Below are 19,175 nucleotides of genomic sequence, written 5' to 3'. Positions count from 1 at the left end.
CCAACAATTCCGGGTAATTATTATTTCTGTATGAAAGTATGTGATAGTAGTACGCCTGCAAAGTGTAATGTAGCGGTCTATAAAGTGAATGTATCAGCAGCAGCAGCAGGAACGATAGATTGTAATAAAACTCAAATTATCCCAGCACCAATAGCAGGATTGCCAAGCCAAAATATATTGGCAGTAACTGTTAATGTAACCACAACAGGCACATTCACTCCGATTACGATAAACGGTTCGGGTATGAGTTTAGCAAATGGAATCACGTCTGTATCAACAGAAACAACAGGAATTCAAACCTTGTACATTCCCATAAAGTACAATGGAACGGCTTTAGGTATAATGAATTTCACGATAGGTACAACAGCCACTTGTTCGGCCGACTTATCTTCTATCATTGCAAAGAAGAAAGTAATAACAGATGTATGGACTTTAGATAATTGTTCATCTACACAAGTTGGTCCTAAATTGAAATAAATTACTCAACATTAAAATTCTATCAATATGAATTACAATAGAAATAAAATAAGTTGGGTAATTGGCTTGGTTGTGTGGTGTTTGGGCATAATATATGCTCAAGCCCAAACACCCACCACCGACCTCACTACTCATCAACCCACAGAATCAATACCTGTTGGGGCATTATTTGAGTGGCATAGTGGTTTACCAATAACGCCTCAAAATGTTGTTACAACTCCCAATGCTGTAACTTCAGGATTATACTATGGTGTATATAAATTTGGTTCTTGTTATAGTGATGCTTCATTAATACGAGTAGCAACAAATACTTGCCCTGTCGCAAATGTTGATTTGAGAACTTTAGTAGATTCTACGGCAAAACCCTCAGGAATGGTCGTTAGTTATCACTCAGCATCACCTGTATCAGCATCTAATAGAATAAATGGCAATGCCGTTACAGCATCTGGTGCGGGAACATTCTTTGTAGCATATTACGACACTACCACCATGTGTTTTAGCAGTGAAAGTGTAATTGTAGTTACACTTTCAGCCTGTAATAAACCGAGTGTCAATTTGACCATCAGTAAGTCTGCTCCTACAACGGTAACTGTCAATACTAATTTTGCTTACACTTTAACAGTGAATAATATTGGAGATTTAGCAACAACAGGTGGTATCATTGTTCAAGATAACTTACCAACGGGTATATCATTCTTGACAGGTAGTGGCACGGGTTGGTCTTGTAGTGCTATTGCTCAATTGGTTACTTGTACCAATACAACACCAATTGTTGCAGGAGGTAATTCAAGTATTACTTTAACTGTAACGCCAACATTATCAGGTACATATAGTAATACCGCAACGGTAACAGGTGGTGGCGACCCAAGTACAACTGCTAAAAACTCTAATACAGTAAATACAATTGTGGGTGGTTCAGTAGGCTTGGTATCGGCAAAAGTATTTTTACAAGGTCCATTTAACCCGAATACGGGATTAATGAATGATGCTCTAAGAGTACAATCTCTGATTCCGTTCACACAACCTTATAGCAGTTTATCAGACTTTACTTATGCTGGTACAGAAAGTATTTCAGCATCAGTATTGAATATTACAGGGAATAATGCCATTGTAGATTGGATAATGTTAGAACTGCATAGCTCTTCAAATCCATCAACAGTATTGGCACGTAGAGCAGCATTGATTCAACGAGATGGAGATATTGTAGATACTGATGGTCTTTCAGCAGTAACATTTAGCGGTTTGGCGGGAGGTAATTATTATGTAGCAGTTCGTCATCGTAATCACTTAGGAGTTATGACAGGTACACCCGTTACCATTAACAGTACCCCAATCGTGGTAAATTTTACGACTAATTCAACCACAAATTACAATGTATCAAGCCCTTATGCTCAATATACTTTCACAAGTGGAGCAAGTACAGGCATAAAAACAATGTGGGCTGGCAATGCTTCGGGTGATGGTAATGTTATTTTTCAAGGGCCGGGTAGTGATATTGACTATGTGTTTAGTAATATCTACTTTGCCTCTGGTAATACCGCAGGAGATGCCAATTTTATACGTATCAATTATCTAAAAACGGACTTCAACATGGATGGAAATACCATCTATCAAGGCCCTGATAGTGATACCGACCTTGTGTTTTTTAATGTTTTGTACTATTTCTTAGGAAATTCCGTACAACTTCCCAATGCAATTATTACCCAGCAAATCCCATAAATTATGCGAACACTTCTTCCTAAATCAGGACGAAGTGTTCCTAAAACTTAATACCAAACAAGTAAGTCCCATGAAAAAAACATTTTCAGCTTTCATTGTTTTCTGTTTATGTACTGTTTTAACTTATGCACAAGTGAAATTCAAACTCACTCGCCAAGAAGACCGTCAAACATATATCGTAAGCATGGTTTCAGAAGAAACTTATGAAGGAAATCAAAATATAACAGGTACTGCTCAAGTAACCCTAAAAGTAGAAGGAGCAACAAATTTTCTTATCCGAGAAATAATGTCACTTCAACCAGAAACCAATTGGGTTAATAATGCCAATCTTACAAAACCCGCTTTAGCTCCAGATTATACTTATATTTCATTTGGTATGCAGACAATGGCACACAGCCAATTCAAATATAAAAAGGGAGAAGAAATAAGCCTATTTTCTTTCAAGAATATTGGCGATGTAAAAGCTAAGGTCAGTTTGATAAATAATGACCAAGACATTATGGCTTTATCCACTAATAAAACTCAATACAATCTTAAAAATTACATAAGTATTTTAGGGCATGGCCCCGGAAATGCCTATTTAAGTAATGTTGAACCACTACCAATGTCATCTGAAAATGCAGTAAAGACTTATCTTCAAATAAAGAACTTATATCCAAATCCTGCTTCTAATAAAGTCATAATTACTTGGAATAATCAATTGGATGATGCCGAAGCAATCAAAAAATTAGACATTCTTATTTTTGACAATACAGGTTTAGAAAAAATACGAAAGTCTGTTAATTCCAGTTATGGAGAACAATCTCAGGAGATAGAAGTATCATCTTTAAAATCGGGGGCTTATTTCTTTAAGTTGCAGCGAGATGATAAGTATGGGACAAATACACAGAAACTAATGATAATTCAATAGTCAAAACCCAAAGTATATTAACATTTTAAAAGCATTCCCAATGAAAAAGCTACCAATCATTTTTGGATTATTCTGTGCATTACTTCTTTTAAGTCAAGGAAGTTTTGCTCAAGTAACCTACCGAATTCAAAAATTAACCAATGGCTCTTATAAAGCCTCAATGAAATCAGCAACAGCCTATTCAGGTTCTGCGGCTCAAATATCTAACTCTTTTCAGTTTACCGTATTAATTCCAACGGGGTCTGGTACAATTCAAAACTTAACCAATATGATTCTTTCTGGGGGAAGCGGTGTTACTACTGCTCCTTCATTTGGGTTTAATCGTACCAATGCCCCCTCTGTTAATTCATCAAAAGACTATATCTTTTTTAAATTGAATAATACTCCCCAATTCGATATTGCAGTCAATACAGAAATTGATTTATTTACTTTTGAAATAGCTGGTTCATGTTTGGGTAATTTAGACTTATTTGTCAACGGAACGACACCCACTCCTGTCGGTCTAAACGCAGGCAATAATATCTCCATCGTTGGAGCTGGCCCCGGTAACCAATATACTACTAATTATGGAACTTCTGCTCCATGTGCTGTTGGTAATCCAGATATAACCATTGCTCTTTCAGCACCATCAACTGCCGTAGTTGGCACTAATTTTAATTACGTATATACAGTATCGAACGACGGAGCAATAAGTACAACTGGTACACCCATTACACTAACAAGCACTCTTCCAGCAGGGCTTAGTTTTGTAAGCGGCACAGGAACGGGTTGGGTTTGTAGTGCTACTGGACAAAATGTGACGTGTACAAGTTCAAATGTAATAGCTCCATCAGCTTCAAATACGGTGACTTTTACCGTAACCCCAACCGTTAATGGTACATTCAATACCCTTGGAAGTATTGTTGGTGGTGGCGATACTACCTCAATGAACTCCAATACCGTGAGTACAACTACTGGATGTACAATTAATGCAGGTTCTTTAACCCGTTTGTAATTATTTAATGTCATAAATAAAAAAGATATGAATCATATATATACCTTAGCATACGGGCAAGATATTGTTCCACGTATGGCTAAATCACTCATCTTATTTTTGGTAATGGTTTTGTTTTTCATCCCTACCAAATCTTTAAATGCACAAACGGGTACTTGTAATTTTAAAGCAGGCAATGTTACTTTAGTTCTTTCTGGACAGTCAACAGGCTCTAATATTACCAGTCAATTAGTATTGACTAATGCTACGGGAGTAATTCAATATGTCTCAGCAGCCAATAATACAACTTTAAACAATGTAACTGCTGGTAGTTATTTGGCTTATGGAATCACTTATGATGCTTCTACAAATCCCAATTTGGCAGTTGGAGGAAATGTAAATTCTGTTGGATTTTGTTACAAAACAACATCTATTCCTCTAAATGTATGTGATTGTAATAATGCAAGTGGAATACTGTCGGCTTCGGTGAGTGGTCAAACTTCAATAGCTGGTCAAGTAAATAAATATGTACTAACAGATGGTAAAGGGCAAATTTTAGCTATTGATAACGTTCCAACATTTACAGGTTATGGCAATGGCGTTTATAATATTTACGGAGTAAGTTATGACGGAAATGGAACTGTGAATGGATTGGCTGTCAACAATAATATTAGTGGCGTAAGTGGTTCATGTGTGAGTGTAACGACAGGTACGGGTTATATCGTGTGTTTGCCAGCATTAGTAGTATCAAAAGCTGGACCAACTACTGGTACAGTCGGGTCAAATTATAACTATACTTTAAGTGTAAGTAACAACGGGGTTGCTCCAACCTCTGGAGTTGTCACGGTAACAGATGTACTTCCTTCTGGACTTACATTTGTTTCAGGCTCTGGCAATGGCTGGTCTTGTGCGGCTAATGGTCAAACCGTAACTTGTACCACCAGTAGTTCAATATTACCAGCAAGTTCGGCATCAATAATCAATTTGACAGTTACCCCAACTCAAACAGGTAGCTTCAATAATACAGCTTCAGTTTCAGGAGGTGGAGATAATACTCCAAGTACATCAAACTCGGTAAATACAGTGGTCAGTAATCCAGCTACTCCTAATTTAGTAATTTCAAAGTCGGGTCCAGCGACTGGAACGGTTGGCGTAAATTTTGACTATTCACTCATCGTTAATAACACAGGAACAGCAGCGACTAATGGAGGTTTAGTTACTGTTACTGATATTATCCCAACAGGATTAACATTTGTGTCTGGTACAGGAACAGGCTGGACTTGTTCGGCATCAGGACAAACAGTTACTTGTATTACCAATAATGTGATTTCTGTCAATGGAGGAAGTAATATTACCTTAACCGTCAATCCAACAGCAACTGGAACAGTTAATAATACTGCTAACGTTGTAGGGGGTGGAGATAATACCTCATCCACATCTAACTTAGTGACAACAGTCATCAATGCGGCTCCAATGCCCAATTTAACCTTGATAAAAACTGGACCAAGTACCGCAACCGTAGGAACAAATTTTACCTATACATTAACGGTTAATAACACAGGAACAGCCCCCACTAATGGGCTTGTAAGTGTAACAGATGCTATTCCAGCGGGGCTTTCTTTTGTAAGTGCAACAGGTTCGGGCTGGGTATGTTCAGCAGTTGGTCAAAATATGACTTGTACTACCAATAATCCCATTTTGGTAAATGGTAGTAGTTCTATTGTATTAACGGTCAATCCTTTGAGTTCAGGAGCTGTGGTAAATAATGCTTCAGTAGTAGGTGGTGGCGATTCGACCCCGTCAATTTCCAATGATGTAAATACTACTATTAATGAAGCACCAACACCCAATTTGGTGATTTCAAAATCGGGTCCAGTAACAGGAACAGTTGGCACAAATTACAACTATACCTTAACCATAAATAATACAGGAACAGTAGCAACCACAGGAACTATTACTGTAACTGATGCTCTCCCTGCTGGATTAACTTTTGTGAGTGGCTCAGGAACAGGCTGGTCATGTTCTGGAGTAGGTCAAACCGTTACTTGTACAAGTACAACTGCGATTATTGTCAATGGAACATCAACCATTAATTTGATAGTAACACCTACCCAAACAGGTACTTATGTCAATGTGGCGTCAGTTACAGGTGGTGGAGATAAAACTTCTTCAACTTCAAACAGTGTGACTACACAAATTAATCCAGCCCCAACGCCCAATTTAGCAATGGTAAAGGCAGGGCCAACAACAGCAACAGTAGGTGTAAATTATAATTATACATTGACAGTATCAAATACTGGAACAAGTAATACAAATGGGCAAATTGTGGTATCTGACGTGCTACCAACAGGTTTGAATTTTGTGTCTGGTAATGGTAGTGGTTGGTCATGTTCAGCAGTTGGACAAACCGTAACTTGTATTACGAACAATGCCATTGCAGTAGGTGCAAATAGTGTGATAACGTTGGTCGTAAATCCTGTATTATCAGGAAATTACAATAATACAGCTTCTGTAAATGGTGGTGGTACAACAGGTAATACAAACTCAAATACCGTCAATACCAATGTAGGTTGCCCAACCAATATCAATCCGGGAGTCTTAAAATATTAAACATTTATTTTATAGCCTAACACTCAATTTGTTAGGCTATAAAATTCAGATAGTGTTTAAATACGATGCTTCATGACAAATAAAGCCCCATAAAATACAATGAAAACCATCACAGAAAAAATAAAACCATCGAGGATAAAGCATGACATTGGTTACCTATTTTGGTCTATCATGATGGGGTTTGTTTTAACGATTAGTTCCCCAACTTTTAGCCAAAATCGCTTAGAATGCAACTATAAAGCAGGAACTTTTAATATGACACTCACAGGGCATACTACGGGTATAGGGTTTAGCAGTCGTTTGGTATTGACCGATAACAATGGTACAATTAAGTATGTAACACCTGTAAATAGTACAACCTTTCAAAATGTGTTAGCAGGTAATTATTTAGCTTATGGAATAACTTACGAGAATGCCCTTTATGTTCCTAATTTGGATGTTGGGAAAAATATAAATTTAGTTTCAGCTTGTTATAAAACAGTGGTAGTGCCAACTAATATATGTGATTGTAACAATTCAACAGGGAATTTTACTTCTTTGGCAATAAACATTGCAATAGGAAAGACAGTAAGTTATGCCTTGACTGACGGCAAAGGGAAAATATTATTAATAAAAATGAACCCTACTTTTGAAGGAAATCCAGATGGCGTCTATAACATTATTCCAATAACCTATCAAGAGGGTACATATCCTCTCAATTTTGAAATTGGGAAGGATATTAGCCTCATAACAGGTATTAATATGACGATAGAGAAAGCCACAGGTTTTGTAGCGTGTTTACCTCAAAAGCCGATACTTGACATCACGAAAAATGCACCCAATGCAGCAGTCGTGGAAAATGCTTTTAACTATACTTTAACTATAAAAAATATTGGTAATACAGCTACCCAAGATATAATAACAGTAACAGACACTTTGCAACAAGGACTAACTTTTCAGAAAACAGTGTCATCTGATAGCTGGAATTGTCAATCAAATATTGTGATTGTTAATAATTCAACAAGGACACTCGTCACTTGTCAATCCTCAAATGTGATAATACCTAATGATAGTCAAACTATAATTTTTAGTGTAGTGGCTCAAAAAACAGGTCTTTTTATCAATCAAGCATTTGCAAATGGAGGCGGAAGTATAGGGTACAGTTCTTCAAATAAGGTTCAGACCGTTGTAAAAGACAAAACTGATTGTAAAGAAATTTGTGTGCCATTTACGGTAATAAAAAAAACGAAAAAATCTTTTTGAAATAAGTAAGGGCGACCATCGTACCTACTCATTCTGAATAAATATTAAGGCAGAGGAAGGAATGCCAAAATAGGGCGGTGATACATACAGGGCGTGAAATATTCACGCTTTTGTATTATTTTTTCCTTGATGACACTATTCAAAAATACTGAACAGATTAACCTTTTCTAAAAATGTGTTTATTAAATGTACCAATAAAATATAGTGCCAAGTTTATCTCGCTATTGCTCTGGATTTGTCTTGGCAATCATCACATTTCTTTGGCTCAAAAAAATACTATCGAATGGATAACATTTGAACAGTTGAAAGTAGTACAAGCTAAAACTCCCAAAAAAGTAATCGTTGAAGTATATGCTAAAGATTGCGAATGGTGCCAAAAATTTGAAAAGGAAGTCTTCAATAATCAAATGATTATAGATTATATCAATCAAAATTATTACAGTATAAAAGCCGACGCATTTGATAAAAACTCAATTCGATTCAATGATAAGGAATTAGTATCAACTAATGGTTTTCATCCAATAACCACAATATTTCAAAAAGGACAAAGCCCTTTGAGTTTTCCAACGCTTTTATTTTTTGATGAAAAATTGACAATTCTTAATTTCATTAAAGGCTACAATTCTGCTAAAAACATTGACCTTGCCATAAATTATTTTGGCGGAAATCACTATAAAACACAAAATTGGAATGAGTTTTCAAAAACATTTCAAGGACAGATAAAGTAAGAATGGATTTATTTTAATCATTTTACTTCAGGTATAAAAAGTTTACAATTTTATGGGTTATTTGGATACCTACACCTTTTTGAGGTGTGGGTTATTTTGAGATTAGCCAAATGTTTTTCGCTCTATGATACCAATAAATAAGAGAAATTCTATAATCAGTATCCTTGTTTTGATACTATTTTTCTTGAGGAGTTTTGAAGGTCTGTCCCAAAAGAAATATTCCTCAAAGACGCTTATAAAATACTCGACTTTAAGTTTGGGTATAGGGTCATCTCATTTTTCTGGAGATATAGGGGCTTTAAACAATATCGAGGCAATCAGATGGAATATTAATTGTTCATATACCTACACCCTCAATCCTGCAATACATCTTGGTATAGCGGCTTCATATATACGTTTGTCTGGAGATGATTTTTACGCTAATAATGACCTTGACTTTATCCGAAATTTACATTTCAGAAATGACCTCAAACAAATTTCAACTTTCCTTGAATATCACCCTTTAGATTATACTACTGATTTTCGTAAAAGGCTCAATCTATCGCCTTATCTATTAGTAGGTATTGGCTATTATATTCATAATCCTCAAGCAAAACTGCCTGTTAGTTTTGGAAATCAACAATGGATAAACCTCGAACCTTACCATACAGAAGGACAAGGGGTTAATATTATTTATCCAGAACCATATAAATTATCAGGAATTACCATTCCATCGGGAATTGGATTGAGATACCGATATAATAAAGTAATTGATTGCTCTTTTGAAGTTACATATCATTCCATCTTTACAGACTATCTTGATGATGTATCAAGTATTTATCCCAATACAGGTTTATTTTCTAATCAAATTGGGGTGGCTTTGTCAAATAGAAGCCGTGAACCAATAGCCGCAAATACAGGAATTGACAGAAATACAAACGTTATTAAATATCTCAATGATAACAATTTACCCAATACAAACCCCTTCAATTCCTCACACGTAGCCTTTGGAGCGATAGGAACTAATAGAGGAAGTAAAAATGGAAATGATGCTTATATTACAACTTCTCTTAAAATACAATTTTTAATTCCAAACAAAAAAATAAGATGTCCACAAATAAGTAATGAGTGAAAAGATTAGTTATTTGGACACATCATTACGATTAAAGACCCTATTTATCAATAATTTTGAGGAATAACTTAATAACCCAGTTCAGTTAGGATTTAGGATTTTTTGTTTTTTATATCATTGAATTACGGTATTTTGTATTCTTCTATTTGTATGATAGCATTTGGCTTGTTGGAGGCAATAACGCTTAAATTGTCTTTTAGATGAAAAACGTGTAAGTACCATTTTTGTCCATTCAGCATCGCAAAATCATTCATTATTTCAACCTCACTAATCGGCACTGCAAACCCACAACCACAAGCTTTTAAAACGGCTTCTTTCTGACACCATATTTCTAAAAAAGTTGAAGAAGGAGAAATCGCTATTTGTAGTTTTTTAAGGTCATTATCATTCAAATATGTACAATCGTCCCAACCTTTAACTGTACGAACTTGCTCAATATCAATACCAATTTTATGTTGAAATGAGAATGCCGCAACAACATATTCGTTGGTATGACTTATGTTAAAATCTAATTGAATCGTTTGAAAAGCAGGTTTTACAAAATTTTCAAACTGAATTTCAAACAAAAGAGAAAAGGGCAAACAGTGTTCTGCTAAAAAGTTTTTTACCAAAAATATACCCAGAAGACTCCTTTTTTGGTCATCTGGGCGTTTTTTTTGTAAAATATGTTTTTGTATTTTCGGAGGTAGTATTTCTAAAAAATGCCCTAAAATAATGTCATCAATAGCTGAAAAATGAAGAAATTTTATCCAAATCATTTTATGAGAAGAATTGCCATTTTTTTAATAAAACTTTTTACAACAATTTGATGAAATGGAGCAATAATTTTAAAATAGCCTGTTCCAAATTTATTATGAATCACTACGGCAGTTGACACAATTAATTGCTGTGACAAATTGGAATTTTCATTAATCATTATTGATACTCTGAAATTGAGATGTTTATCATCTGCCCCCATTATTATTTCGCCATCAACATGATTGGTAATTTCAAAAAGTCCATATTTTTCTCCCACTTCAAATTGCACTTTCTTGAAATCTGGTTTTTCAGTCGGGTTTTTATGCGTTTTTAAACCCACTATTCCCACTAATTTATCCCTTAGCTTCATTAAATATATTACCCAGTCGGGCGAACATTCAAAGAAAGTTCGGGTAGCATCACGAGCATTAATTTTTAAAGAATCAGGTAAGTTCACGCTGTAAGAATCAGCATAATCAATTTTGGGAAATACCTTTAAAAGTAATGATTTGTTAGGAATGGAACAGGATGAAATTTTCATTAAAAAAAACGGTTAAGCGAAATAGTTACATTATTAACGTGTTGCATTACGGTTAGCGGCTCGGTTTTGGGAATAGCCTGCCCGATATAAGAAACCCACGAAATCTTAGTTTCCCAATGATTCATCATTCGACGAGAAATTTCTAAATTGACAAAAAGACGATTAAAAGTATTTTCGGTAGGTAAAAGTAACATTTTCATATACAAAGTGGTGCTTTGAATATCTCCAAAATCTACCCGATTTCCCAAAAGGGCTATTTTTGAAAACGGAAAATGATTTTTATCTCGCCAAGCATCATAAAAATATTCTGCAAATAGATTCATTTCTATTGCCGAACCTCCAATATTGGCAAAAGGATACTCAAAACCAACCATTCCACCCCAATATTCTTGGTTATTTTGTCGGCGATATGCGTATTCTCCTTTTACTACCAAACTCTTCCAAACATATTGAGAAGATAATCCTAAATAATTCATTCTCAAATAATTGAGATTGAGAGAGCTAAAATCTGGCGTTGGAATAATATATGGCGTATTGGATAAACCCTCAAAATATATTACTTCGGTTTCTAATTTATCAGCTAAAAATTTATCGGATAATTTTATCGCCCAACTCACATTATTAGATTCAATTTTAGCATTTTGAGTATTAATGGGCAATGGGTAAATATTGAGTCTGCTATCAAAATCAGGCAATTTTTTGACCCTAAAAAAAGGCATTGCCATTGCTCTGAAAGCAAAGTTTTTCTTTAGATAACCAAGATTAATCATGGGTTGCCCTAATGCAACAGGCGACCAAGGGACTTCTAAATCATCGGTTTGATTGATAACATTCATTACCGAAAAACCTTGTGCAAAACCAGATGAAATGTTCTGAAAGCCCATTTTTGCGTCCCAACTTTTGGCAGAATATAACAAATACCCTTCTCGTAAATCAATATGCGAACGACTTTTATCAAAGGCTGTAATCCGTAAATAAGGTTTAATAATAAGTTTTAATCTTTGATTTTTTGTCCAAGCTTGATAATTCAAATTTACCAATAAAGAAACCTGTCCCGATTCTTGCGAAGGGAGAAAAGGAGAATCATAAAAATACGTTGCTTCAAGTCCGATATTTCCTTGTAAATGATGCAGCAATTTAGGAGATTTTGCTTCGGTTGTATCAACTTGTAATGTATCAGTCTGTGCTTTTGCTAAAAAATGAAGGGTAATTCCGACAAATAACAAAACAATTTTGAATTTCATTTTTTCATTTTTAAGGTTGAAGTCAAATAAGTAATCAACAGCTTGTCAATTCATGGTTTCAAAGACATTTGCATTGAAAAATTTTTCATCGATATTGACGTTGAAATTAAAATTTTTCCAAACGATAACGGTTTCTCTACCTGTTTTTTCATTATGAACTTTCATTTTTGAAGGCAAACTAAATTTTCCAAAATCTCTAAGTTCTTCTTCTAAAACCTTAACCAGTTCATTTCTTTTATCAAAATACCTTGAATATATCGGAAGCATTCTTTCTTTATCAATCCAAGATTCTACATGATGATAGCCACTGTATTTACTTACGGGAAACATGAGTAGAATTAAGCATTCACGTCCGTTTCTTATTTTTGTGCCTCCAAATTGGTAAGTAAATTTTGTTAACTTATTGCTTCCCAAATCTTCAAATGCTAATTCACTTCCCATAAAAGGCCCTGATTTGTTTTCATTGGCTATTCTTTTGGTTTTGCTGAGGGCGGGCAAAAAAAGCCATTGGTCATCAACCGTATTTTTTTCATCGGGTTGCGAAAACATTTTTGTACCCTTCACGTCTGCGGGTTCATCAAAAATATTTATCGTTTTTTCACTAAAATTTGGTTGCTCCAAATGGTACGTTTTTACTTTTCGCTGAAACGATTTACCGTTTTCTTTGGTCAAAACCATATCCATTTCTGCATAATATTTTTTATAGCCACTCATATTTTCTTGCGTTTTTTTGGCTATTTCATATCCTTTCTGTGCATCATTTTGTGCGTAAATACCCATAGAAATCAGGCAGAAAAGGCTTATGTAAATTATATTTTTCATCATTTTTAGTTTTAGTAATAAGGTATTATACCAAGTTTGGACTGTACGCTATGTCATTTTCTTCAGCTTCTATCTTTTTAAAAGAACCTCTGTCAAATGCCATTAATAGAGCTGGCGTTAAGAAAAAATCGGAAATTAGGGCGATGAATATAGTCAATGAACACAAAATGCCCATGCTGGCGTTTGACTGAAACGGCGAAAATATTAATACCGAAAAACCAACCGCCAAAATTAACGTTGATACCAACATCGACGAACCTACCGTTTTGAAAGTATAAATAATAGACTGTGCTGGCGAATAGCCTAAAGTCCGCCTTGCTCGTAAGTATTTGACAAAAAAATGAACAGAATCATCAACGACAATTCCAGAAGAAAAAGACGTTACAAAAGCAACAGCCAGTCCAACTTCGCCAACAAAAATTCCCCAAAGTCCAAAGGCAAAAACCGTTGGTAAAATATTAGGAATAAGACTGATTAAGCCAAATTTGATTGATTTAATGGCTAAAATCATCACAATCGCAATAATTGCCAAAGCCGACCCATATCCATAAAGCATATTATCAATATTTTTTTCGGATAAATATCTAAACATAATGGAGGTACTTGTACCATTGGAATACATAGAAACGGGGGCATTTTTCTTCAGCCAATTGTTTGCGGCTTCCTCTATACGTTTGAGGTCGGCGGTGTACAAATTTTTAAAGACAACCCTAAAACGTGTGGCAGATTTGTCGATATTAATCTGATTATTCAAGTCACGTCCATAAGGCAATGACATTTCGTACATCAGTAAATATTGAGACGCCAGAGCTTTATCTTCAGGTATTTTATTATAATTGTCATCATTGTTGTGCATGATTTTATTGAGTCGTCTCATAACAGAAGTAAATGAACTCACATGAACCACTTTGTCTTGTTTTTGAAACCAACGCTCAAACTCTTCCATTTTCTTTAAATACACAGGGTCAGCGATATTATCGGCTCCGTTTGCACCCAAAGAATATTCAATGGAATACAGCCCTGTAAGATTATCCACGACAAATTCGGTGTCTTTTCTGATTTCTAAGTCTTCATCAAAGAAATTTAAGAACATATCATTGATGATATTTTTGTAGATAAAAGGAGCTAAACCAAGCGTAGCCACAATAAAAACTACAATGACTGCTTTGAAATGTTTAACGACAAATTTTCCGAATCCTTCAAAATTATACTCACGTTCCATTTTGAAGTTTTTGATTTTGATGGGCATCATGGCAATGAGTGCGGGCAACCAAATAATTGATAGCATCCAACCCGTAAACATTCCGATAGCTACTAAATTTCCTAATTCACTAAAAGGCGGAGAGTCTGAAAAATTTAAACTCAAATACCCTAAAATATTAGTAACGCCCGTTAATAAAAAAGGCTTGAAATTCATCTGAATACTTCGTTTTATTGCCTCCTGTTTGCTTAGCCCTTCGCTGATTAATTGTGCCACCGTGATAAAAAAGTGAATGCCGTCTGCAATCACGACGGTAATTATCATGGTTGGGGCAGCCGTAGTAACGGGGTTCATCGGAATACCAAAATACCCAAAAACACCCAAAGAAACACCCACAGAAATGAGTGTAATAAATACAGAAGCAATTATACCAACGGTTGAACGAAAGAAAAAAGCTAACATCAGTACCATTATACCATACATGATTGGAATAAGGGTGGTCATGTCTTTTTGTCCTGCTTCTGCAAAGGCATTATCCACGAAAACAGTACCTGTTAAGTATATTTTCAAGTCTGGACTTTCGTATTTTTTCTTTAAATCTCTCAAAAACTTGACAACTTTTGGTCCTTCGCTGATGAAGTCTTTTTTAGGAAATTTAATGGTCAAATAAATACCCGTAGTATGCCCCGAAGGCGAAATGAGTCGATTTACCAAATCGGGGTCAGTCAAGGCAATATTCCTAATCTTTTTGATTTCATTTGGCGTTTTGGTTTTGGCATCTTCAACCAAGTTTTTCACCGTCAAATCATCATGATGAACCTGCGTATGTTGAAAATTGGTAATGCCGTCAACTCTGGAAACAAAAGGCGTTTTCCAAAGTTCGTTGGTCATTTTTTCAAGTACAGAAAGCGTTTGCGACGTAAAAACATTTTTATTAGTCGGGGCAATTGCCACTACCACATTGTCGGTACGTTCATAATCATCATGGATTTTATCTAATGCCAAACGCTGCGGCATATTTTTGCTAAAATACAGAAGCATATCGCCATCAATTGTCATAAATCTTGCCCCTGCCGCCATGACTAACGTTAGTGCTAAAAATCCATAAACAATTGATTTACGCCATTTTATAACCCATTCGGCATAACGGGAGTAAAATTCGTCAAAATTAATTTTCATTTTTAAATGATATTGGAAGTTAATTTAGAGATTGTCTTAATTTTCAGATGAAAGAGGTTTCACAGTCTTTTACAAGTATGTTTTTAACTTGACAAACTTGATTTTGGAGCCATTGCTACTAAAATTGACCCTCTTACGAATATTTTTTTTTCGTTGATAGCATCATAAGCAACTACATTTAGCGATGATGCTGGCCCTTTACTCCAGTCAAGCGTTGCTTTTAGTTTTACAAGAGTACCCGGAAGAACGGGTTTTAACATCTTAACTTTTACGCCACCTAATACGCCTAAAGATTGCTCATCAGAAACATTAAAATCATCGCCAACCTTCCATTGTCGGCGAGTTAGTTCTAATAATAAAGCACAAGTTTGTCCTAATGCTTCAACCAATAAAACCCCCGGCATGATAGGGAAATTAGGGAAATGTCCTCTTAAAGCAGGTTCACCAATACCGATTGCTTTTAAGGCAATTATTTCTTTATTTTCCTCAAATTCAATCACTTGGTCAACCAATTGAATCGGATAACGATGAGGTAATAATTGTTGGATTTGATAATTATTTAATAATGGATTCATGCTTTTTTTAGAAGAGTAACGATACCATAACCTGTGCGGTCGATGGTAGCAATAATTAAATGTTTATAGCTTTCCTTCGGAGTTCCGTCAATGCGTAATGAAGGTAAGTTGTTTTTAATTTTTTGATTGAAAAGTCCAATACCAAACAACATTCCCGCAAAACCTCCTGCATTATCGCCATACCCATGTACTGATTCTGGATAAATAATAGCTAAATCAGGATTGATTTTTTCATTGACTTGTTTTTTGAAAATAACTTCATCAATACAATGACTACCCGCAGATAAAATAAGTCCATCGAGTTGTTCACTTGATAAATCTGTCTGTTTAAGAAGTTGAGAACAAAGTCTGATTAAAAGCCCTTCTGAGGTTTCTTTTCTAAGTTTTTGTCCAGAATGTACTCCTAAAATTGTTCCTAAAATCTCCGTTCCTTGTTTTTGAGCATTTTCTAAGGATTCTATCGAAAAGGCTATTCCCATTTCTGGAGCATCTTGCTCTTGGGCTTCTCCACGAAGTTCCCCTTGACGAACTGCCTGATGATAACGAGAAGTTATTTCGGTAGAACCCACGATTGCACAATCAATCATGTTTTCAGACAAATGTAAAAGTGCAATGTCTAAGGCTTGTAAACTCCCGCAAGCTCCACCACAAACCGTAAAGTTTGGTCCTTTAATAGTTGATTTTATTGCCATCATACTCGACGACGCATTGGCAATCGTATTAGGGGCAGACATAGGACTCACCAGAGCTGGCCCATCCATTTTAGCCGTTAAATCAAAGATAAAACCATCTTCAATATTGGATAAATCTGAACCATCATAAAGCCCAATTTTATCTGCTTCTGCTATTATTTTAGCACCTAAATTTCTATTACTAATACACTGAAAAGCTAAGTTGCAGTACATTAAGGTTGCATTATTCAAAAATCTAATACCTTTTGTTCCCAAAAAGCCTTCGGGGTCGTAGGTTGATATTTTTTTTTCTGACGGTAAAGTATGTACGAGTTCGTAATAGGCATTTTGCCCTGTACCACAAACCGAATTAAAGCCAATAGAAGTAATTGCCCCTTTGAAATTATTAATCATGATTTTAGTTGTTATATTTTCCAAAAATTACGCTACAAATATTTCCACCAAAAGCAAAGGCATTACTAATGACATTTTCCACTGGTCTATCTTCAATGGCTTTTGAGGTAACTACAAAAGCTTGCGAAAAAGTTGGGTCAAGTGAAGCAGTATTCATTGTTGGAGGAATAATTTGGTCTTGAATAGACATGACCGAAGCCACCCCTTCCAAAGCACTGGCAGCCCCCATACAATGCCCCAACATTGACTTTATTCCGCTTACAGGCATATTTTGTAATTGAGTACCAAAAACCTTGTTCATTGCTTTGGCTTCATGAGCGTCATTGGCTTTTGTGCCTGTACCATGTGCCGAGATATAATCGATTTCTTCAACCGATAACTGACTCATATCTAAGGCTTTATTCATGGCTAAAATTGCCCCTGAGCCGTCTGGGTCGGGAGTTGTTGGGTGATAAGCATCACAAGCTAAACCATACCCTTTTACTTCTGCATAAATGTTGGCATTTCGAGCTAAGGCGTGGTCTAATTCCTCCAAAACCAACATGGCTGCCCCTTCGCCTACTACCATACCTGTACGGTTTTCGTCAAAAGGTTGAATATTGGTTTGTGTCATTGCTCCTAAACGATAGAAAATCGTATAACAAGAACGTGTGAAAGGGTCTGCTCCACCTGCTACAATTACGGGCGTTCTTCCTTGTTGAATCATTGAATATGCCGTACCAAAAGCATAATTTCCTGCGGCACAAGCTGTTGGAATAACCATGTTTGTTCCGCCAAAATTACATAAAGAAGCTACTTTTGCACTTAATTCAATCGGGCGAAAATGGGCTAACATTTCGGCAGCATTTGGGTTTAATTCATCATCTCTCGATTCAATTTCAAAGTTATTAATAGTACGTTCAACCATATCTTGATTGCCACTGGTTGTACCAATAATTAACCCGTAATTATTATCTTCTTCGATGTTTTCTGTCAAACCCGCATCAACTAAACTCAGTTTTGTGGCTGCCGTTGCATAATATACGGCTTGGCTATATTCAGACAGTTGGTCAAGACCTTCAAAAGCTAAAGTTTCTGTACCTTTTACTTCTGCCGCAATGGGATTGCCCTTATAATGTTCAGTGCTGAGTTTGGTAAGTCCTTGAATACCGATTTGACCATTTTTAATAGCTGTCCAAAATTCTTGTAAATCAGACCCTAATGGACTCACTACGCCCATTCCTGTAATAACAACTCTTTTCTTTTTCATAATAGATTTATTAGTTTATTCTTATGCTAAGCCATTAGTCCACCATCAATAACTAAGGTATGCCCCGTGATATAATTGGCAGAGGGCGACAATAAAAAAAGTACCGCATCTGCCACTTCCGACGCTCTGCCCATTCTGCGTGCAGGTACCATTTGGCGAATATTCTTCTTGATATTTTCGTCCATTTGTTCGGTCATTTCGGTTTCTATAAATCCCGGAGCAATGGCATTTACTTGGACATTAAAACGGGCAAATTCTACTGCCAAAGTCTTGGTGAAGGCAATCATGGCAGCTTTTGAAGCCGAATAATTGGCTTGCCCAGCACTTCCCCGAAGCCCCGAAACAGATGCCATATTGATAATTTTTGAATTATCTTTTCTAATAAATTTATTGATAACTGCTTTGGATAGATAAAACGTACCGTTCAAATTGGTATTAATTACAGACTGCCACGCCTCCGTTTCCATTTTAAAAAAAGGTTTGTCCATCGTGATTCCTGCATTATTGATAAGTCCGTCCAGTTCTCCAATTTGGTTTTCAATATTTTCAATTAAAGAAATAGACGTATTTTCATCGCTGATGTCTGCTTTAAATGCAAACACTTTGTGATTGAATTGCTCCACGATTTTTTGAGCTTCGGCATCGCTACTTTTGTAAGTAAACGCAACCGTTGCACCTGCATTTGCGAGTCTTTCCACAATGGCTTTCCCGATTCCTCTACTACCACCTGTTACTAAATATTTCTTATTTGTTAAATCAATATTCATCGTA

Annotated in this window: 17 protein-coding genes; 8 read left to right on the top strand and 9 right to left on the bottom strand. The window is 35.8% G+C overall.

Annotation, left to right across the window (positions count from 1 at the left end; translation table 11 throughout):
• From LV89_RS25335 to LV89_RS21545, 8 genes are all read left to right on the top strand, one after another.
• Positions 1 to 477, top strand: a 477-nt coding sequence (locus LV89_RS25335) for a hypothetical protein (protein ID WP_158279655.1), incomplete at its 5' end; no start/stop codon positions are given.
• Between the two features lie 27 nt (positions 478 to 504).
• Complete coding sequence (locus tag LV89_RS21575) at positions 505 to 2,196, top strand: DUF11 domain-containing protein (RefSeq protein WP_109745006.1); 1,692 nt, start codon at positions 505 to 507, stop codon at positions 2,194 to 2,196.
• A 70-nt stretch (positions 2,197 to 2,266) separates the two neighbouring features.
• A complete protein-coding gene (locus LV89_RS21570) occupies positions 2,267 to 3,106 on the top strand; it encodes a T9SS type A sorting domain-containing protein (RefSeq protein ID WP_158279654.1) in 840 nt (279 codons plus the stop codon).
• Between the two features lie 40 nt (positions 3,107 to 3,146).
• Positions 3,147 to 4,100, top strand: a complete 954-nt coding sequence (locus LV89_RS21565; protein WP_109745004.1) for a DUF11 domain-containing protein — start codon at positions 3,147 to 3,149, stop codon at positions 4,098 to 4,100.
• A 27-nt stretch (positions 4,101 to 4,127) separates the two neighbouring features.
• On the top strand, positions 4,128 to 6,689 hold the full coding sequence (locus LV89_RS21560) for a beta strand repeat-containing protein (protein WP_109745003.1): 2,562 nt from the start codon (positions 4,128 to 4,130) through the stop codon (positions 6,687 to 6,689).
• Between the two features lie 99 nt (positions 6,690 to 6,788).
• Positions 6,789 to 7,931 carry a DUF11 domain-containing protein gene (locus LV89_RS21555; protein ID WP_109745002.1) on the top strand — a complete coding sequence of 381 codons (1,143 nt, stop codon included), beginning with the start codon at positions 6,789 to 6,791 and terminating at the stop codon, positions 7,929 to 7,931.
• A gap of 173 nt (positions 7,932 to 8,104) precedes the next feature.
• A complete protein-coding gene (locus LV89_RS21550; protein WP_109745001.1) occupies positions 8,105 to 8,659 on the top strand; it encodes a thioredoxin family protein in 555 nt (184 codons plus the stop codon).
• A 256-nt stretch (positions 8,660 to 8,915) separates the two neighbouring features.
• Positions 8,916 to 9,770, top strand: coding sequence for a DUF6089 family protein (locus LV89_RS21545; RefSeq protein ID WP_158279653.1), 855 nt, complete (start codon positions 8,916 to 8,918; stop codon positions 9,768 to 9,770).
• A 122-nt stretch (positions 9,771 to 9,892) separates the two neighbouring features.
• On the opposite strand, the gene LV89_RS21540 is transcribed toward LV89_RS21545, so the two are convergent.
• From LV89_RS21540 to fabG, 9 genes are all read right to left on the bottom strand, one after another.
• The gene (locus tag LV89_RS21540; protein ID WP_109744999.1) at positions 9,893 to 10,528 is read right to left on the bottom strand and encodes a 4'-phosphopantetheinyl transferase family protein; all 636 of its coding nucleotides are present in this window, start codon (positions 10,526 to 10,528) and stop codon (positions 9,893 to 9,895) included.
• A complete protein-coding gene (locus LV89_RS21535; RefSeq protein ID WP_109744998.1) occupies positions 10,525 to 11,049 on the bottom strand; it encodes a DUF2867 domain-containing protein in 525 nt (174 codons plus the stop codon). The genes LV89_RS21540 and LV89_RS21535 overlap by 4 nt, the downstream gene beginning before the upstream one ends.
• A complete protein-coding gene (locus LV89_RS21530) occupies positions 11,049 to 12,293 on the bottom strand; it encodes a hypothetical protein (RefSeq protein ID WP_109744997.1) in 1,245 nt (414 codons plus the stop codon). Before LV89_RS21530 ends, LV89_RS21535 begins: the two co-directional genes overlap by 1 nt.
• A 45-nt stretch (positions 12,294 to 12,338) precedes the next feature.
• The gene (locus LV89_RS21525) at positions 12,339 to 13,115 is read right to left on the bottom strand and encodes an outer membrane lipoprotein-sorting protein (protein ID WP_158279652.1); all 777 of its coding nucleotides are present in this window, start codon (positions 13,113 to 13,115) and stop codon (positions 12,339 to 12,341) included.
• Positions 13,116 to 13,140: 25 nt separating this feature from the next.
• A complete protein-coding gene (locus LV89_RS21520) occupies positions 13,141 to 15,495 on the bottom strand; it encodes an efflux RND transporter permease subunit (RefSeq protein ID WP_109744995.1) in 2,355 nt (784 codons plus the stop codon).
• Between the two features lie 83 nt (positions 15,496 to 15,578).
• Entirely contained in the window at positions 15,579 to 16,070 is a 492-nt protein-coding gene (locus LV89_RS21515; RefSeq protein WP_109744994.1) for a 3-hydroxyacyl-ACP dehydratase FabZ family protein, read from the bottom strand.
• Positions 16,067 to 17,155: a beta-ketoacyl synthase N-terminal-like domain-containing protein gene (locus LV89_RS21510; protein WP_146199223.1), complete on the bottom strand. Its 1,089-nt coding sequence runs from the start codon at positions 17,153 to 17,155 to the stop codon at positions 16,067 to 16,069. Before LV89_RS21510 ends, LV89_RS21515 begins: the two co-directional genes overlap by 4 nt.
• A 4-nt stretch (positions 17,156 to 17,159) precedes the next feature.
• A complete protein-coding gene (locus tag LV89_RS21505) occupies positions 17,160 to 18,404 on the bottom strand; it encodes a beta-ketoacyl-[acyl-carrier-protein] synthase family protein (protein ID WP_109744992.1) in 1,245 nt (414 codons plus the stop codon).
• Positions 18,405 to 18,430: 26 nt separating this feature from the next.
• Entirely contained in the window at positions 18,431 to 19,171 is a 741-nt protein-coding gene (fabG, locus tag LV89_RS21500) for a 3-oxoacyl-ACP reductase FabG (protein ID WP_211321252.1), read from the bottom strand.
• Positions 19,172 to 19,175 lie beyond the last annotated feature (4 nt).

Source organism: Arcicella aurantiaca, assembly GCF_003148625.1.
GTDB classification, from domain to species: Bacteria; Bacteroidota; Bacteroidia; order Cytophagales; family Spirosomataceae; genus Arcicella; species Arcicella aurantiaca.
Note: the sequence above shows the minus strand (reverse complement) of the source record. Positions and strands in the feature narration are given on the sequence as shown.

What these genes read in the sequence shown, in the direction of transcription:
- LV89_RS21555 (WP_109745002.1), top strand. Translation starts at nt 6,789, where the DNA reads ATGAAAACCATCACAGAAAAAATAAAACCATCGAGGATAAAGCATGAC.
- LV89_RS21535 (WP_109744998.1), bottom strand. Translation starts at nt 11,049, where the DNA reads ATGAAAATTTCATCCTGTTCCATTCCTAACAAATCATTACTTTTAAAG.
- LV89_RS21575 (WP_109745006.1), top strand. Translation starts at nt 505, where the DNA reads ATGAATTACAATAGAAATAAAATAAGTTGGGTAATTGGCTTGGTTGTG.
- LV89_RS21510 (WP_146199223.1), bottom strand. Translation starts at nt 17,155, where the DNA reads ATGATTAATAATTTCAAAGGGGCAATTACTTCTATTGGCTTTAATTCG.
- LV89_RS21525 (WP_158279652.1), bottom strand. Translation starts at nt 13,115, where the DNA reads ATGAAAAATATAATTTACATAAGCCTTTTCTGCCTGATTTCTATGGGT.
- LV89_RS21520 (WP_109744995.1), bottom strand. Translation starts at nt 15,495, where the DNA reads ATGAAAATTAATTTTGACGAATTTTACTCCCGTTATGCCGAATGGGTT.
- LV89_RS21570 (WP_158279654.1), top strand. Translation starts at nt 2,267, where the DNA reads ATGAAAAAAACATTTTCAGCTTTCATTGTTTTCTGTTTATGTACTGTT.
- LV89_RS21540 (WP_109744999.1), bottom strand. Translation starts at nt 10,528, where the DNA reads ATGATTTGGATAAAATTTCTTCATTTTTCAGCTATTGATGACATTATT.
- LV89_RS21565 (WP_109745004.1), top strand. Translation starts at nt 3,147, where the DNA reads ATGAAAAAGCTACCAATCATTTTTGGATTATTCTGTGCATTACTTCTT.
- LV89_RS21505 (WP_109744992.1), bottom strand. Translation starts at nt 18,404, where the DNA reads ATGAAAAAGAAAAGAGTTGTTATTACAGGAATGGGCGTAGTGAGTCCA.
- LV89_RS21560 (WP_109745003.1), top strand. Translation starts at nt 4,128, where the DNA reads ATGAATCATATATATACCTTAGCATACGGGCAAGATATTGTTCCACGT.
- LV89_RS21530 (WP_109744997.1), bottom strand. Translation starts at nt 12,293, where the DNA reads ATGAAATTCAAAATTGTTTTGTTATTTGTCGGAATTACCCTTCATTTT.
- LV89_RS21515 (WP_109744994.1), bottom strand. Translation starts at nt 16,070, where the DNA reads ATGAATCCATTATTAAATAATTATCAAATCCAACAATTATTACCTCAT.
- LV89_RS21550 (WP_109745001.1), top strand. Translation starts at nt 8,105, where the DNA reads ATGTGTTTATTAAATGTACCAATAAAATATAGTGCCAAGTTTATCTCG.
- fabG (WP_211321252.1), bottom strand. Translation starts at nt 19,171, where the DNA reads ATGAATATTGATTTAACAAATAAGAAATATTTAGTAACAGGTGGTAGT.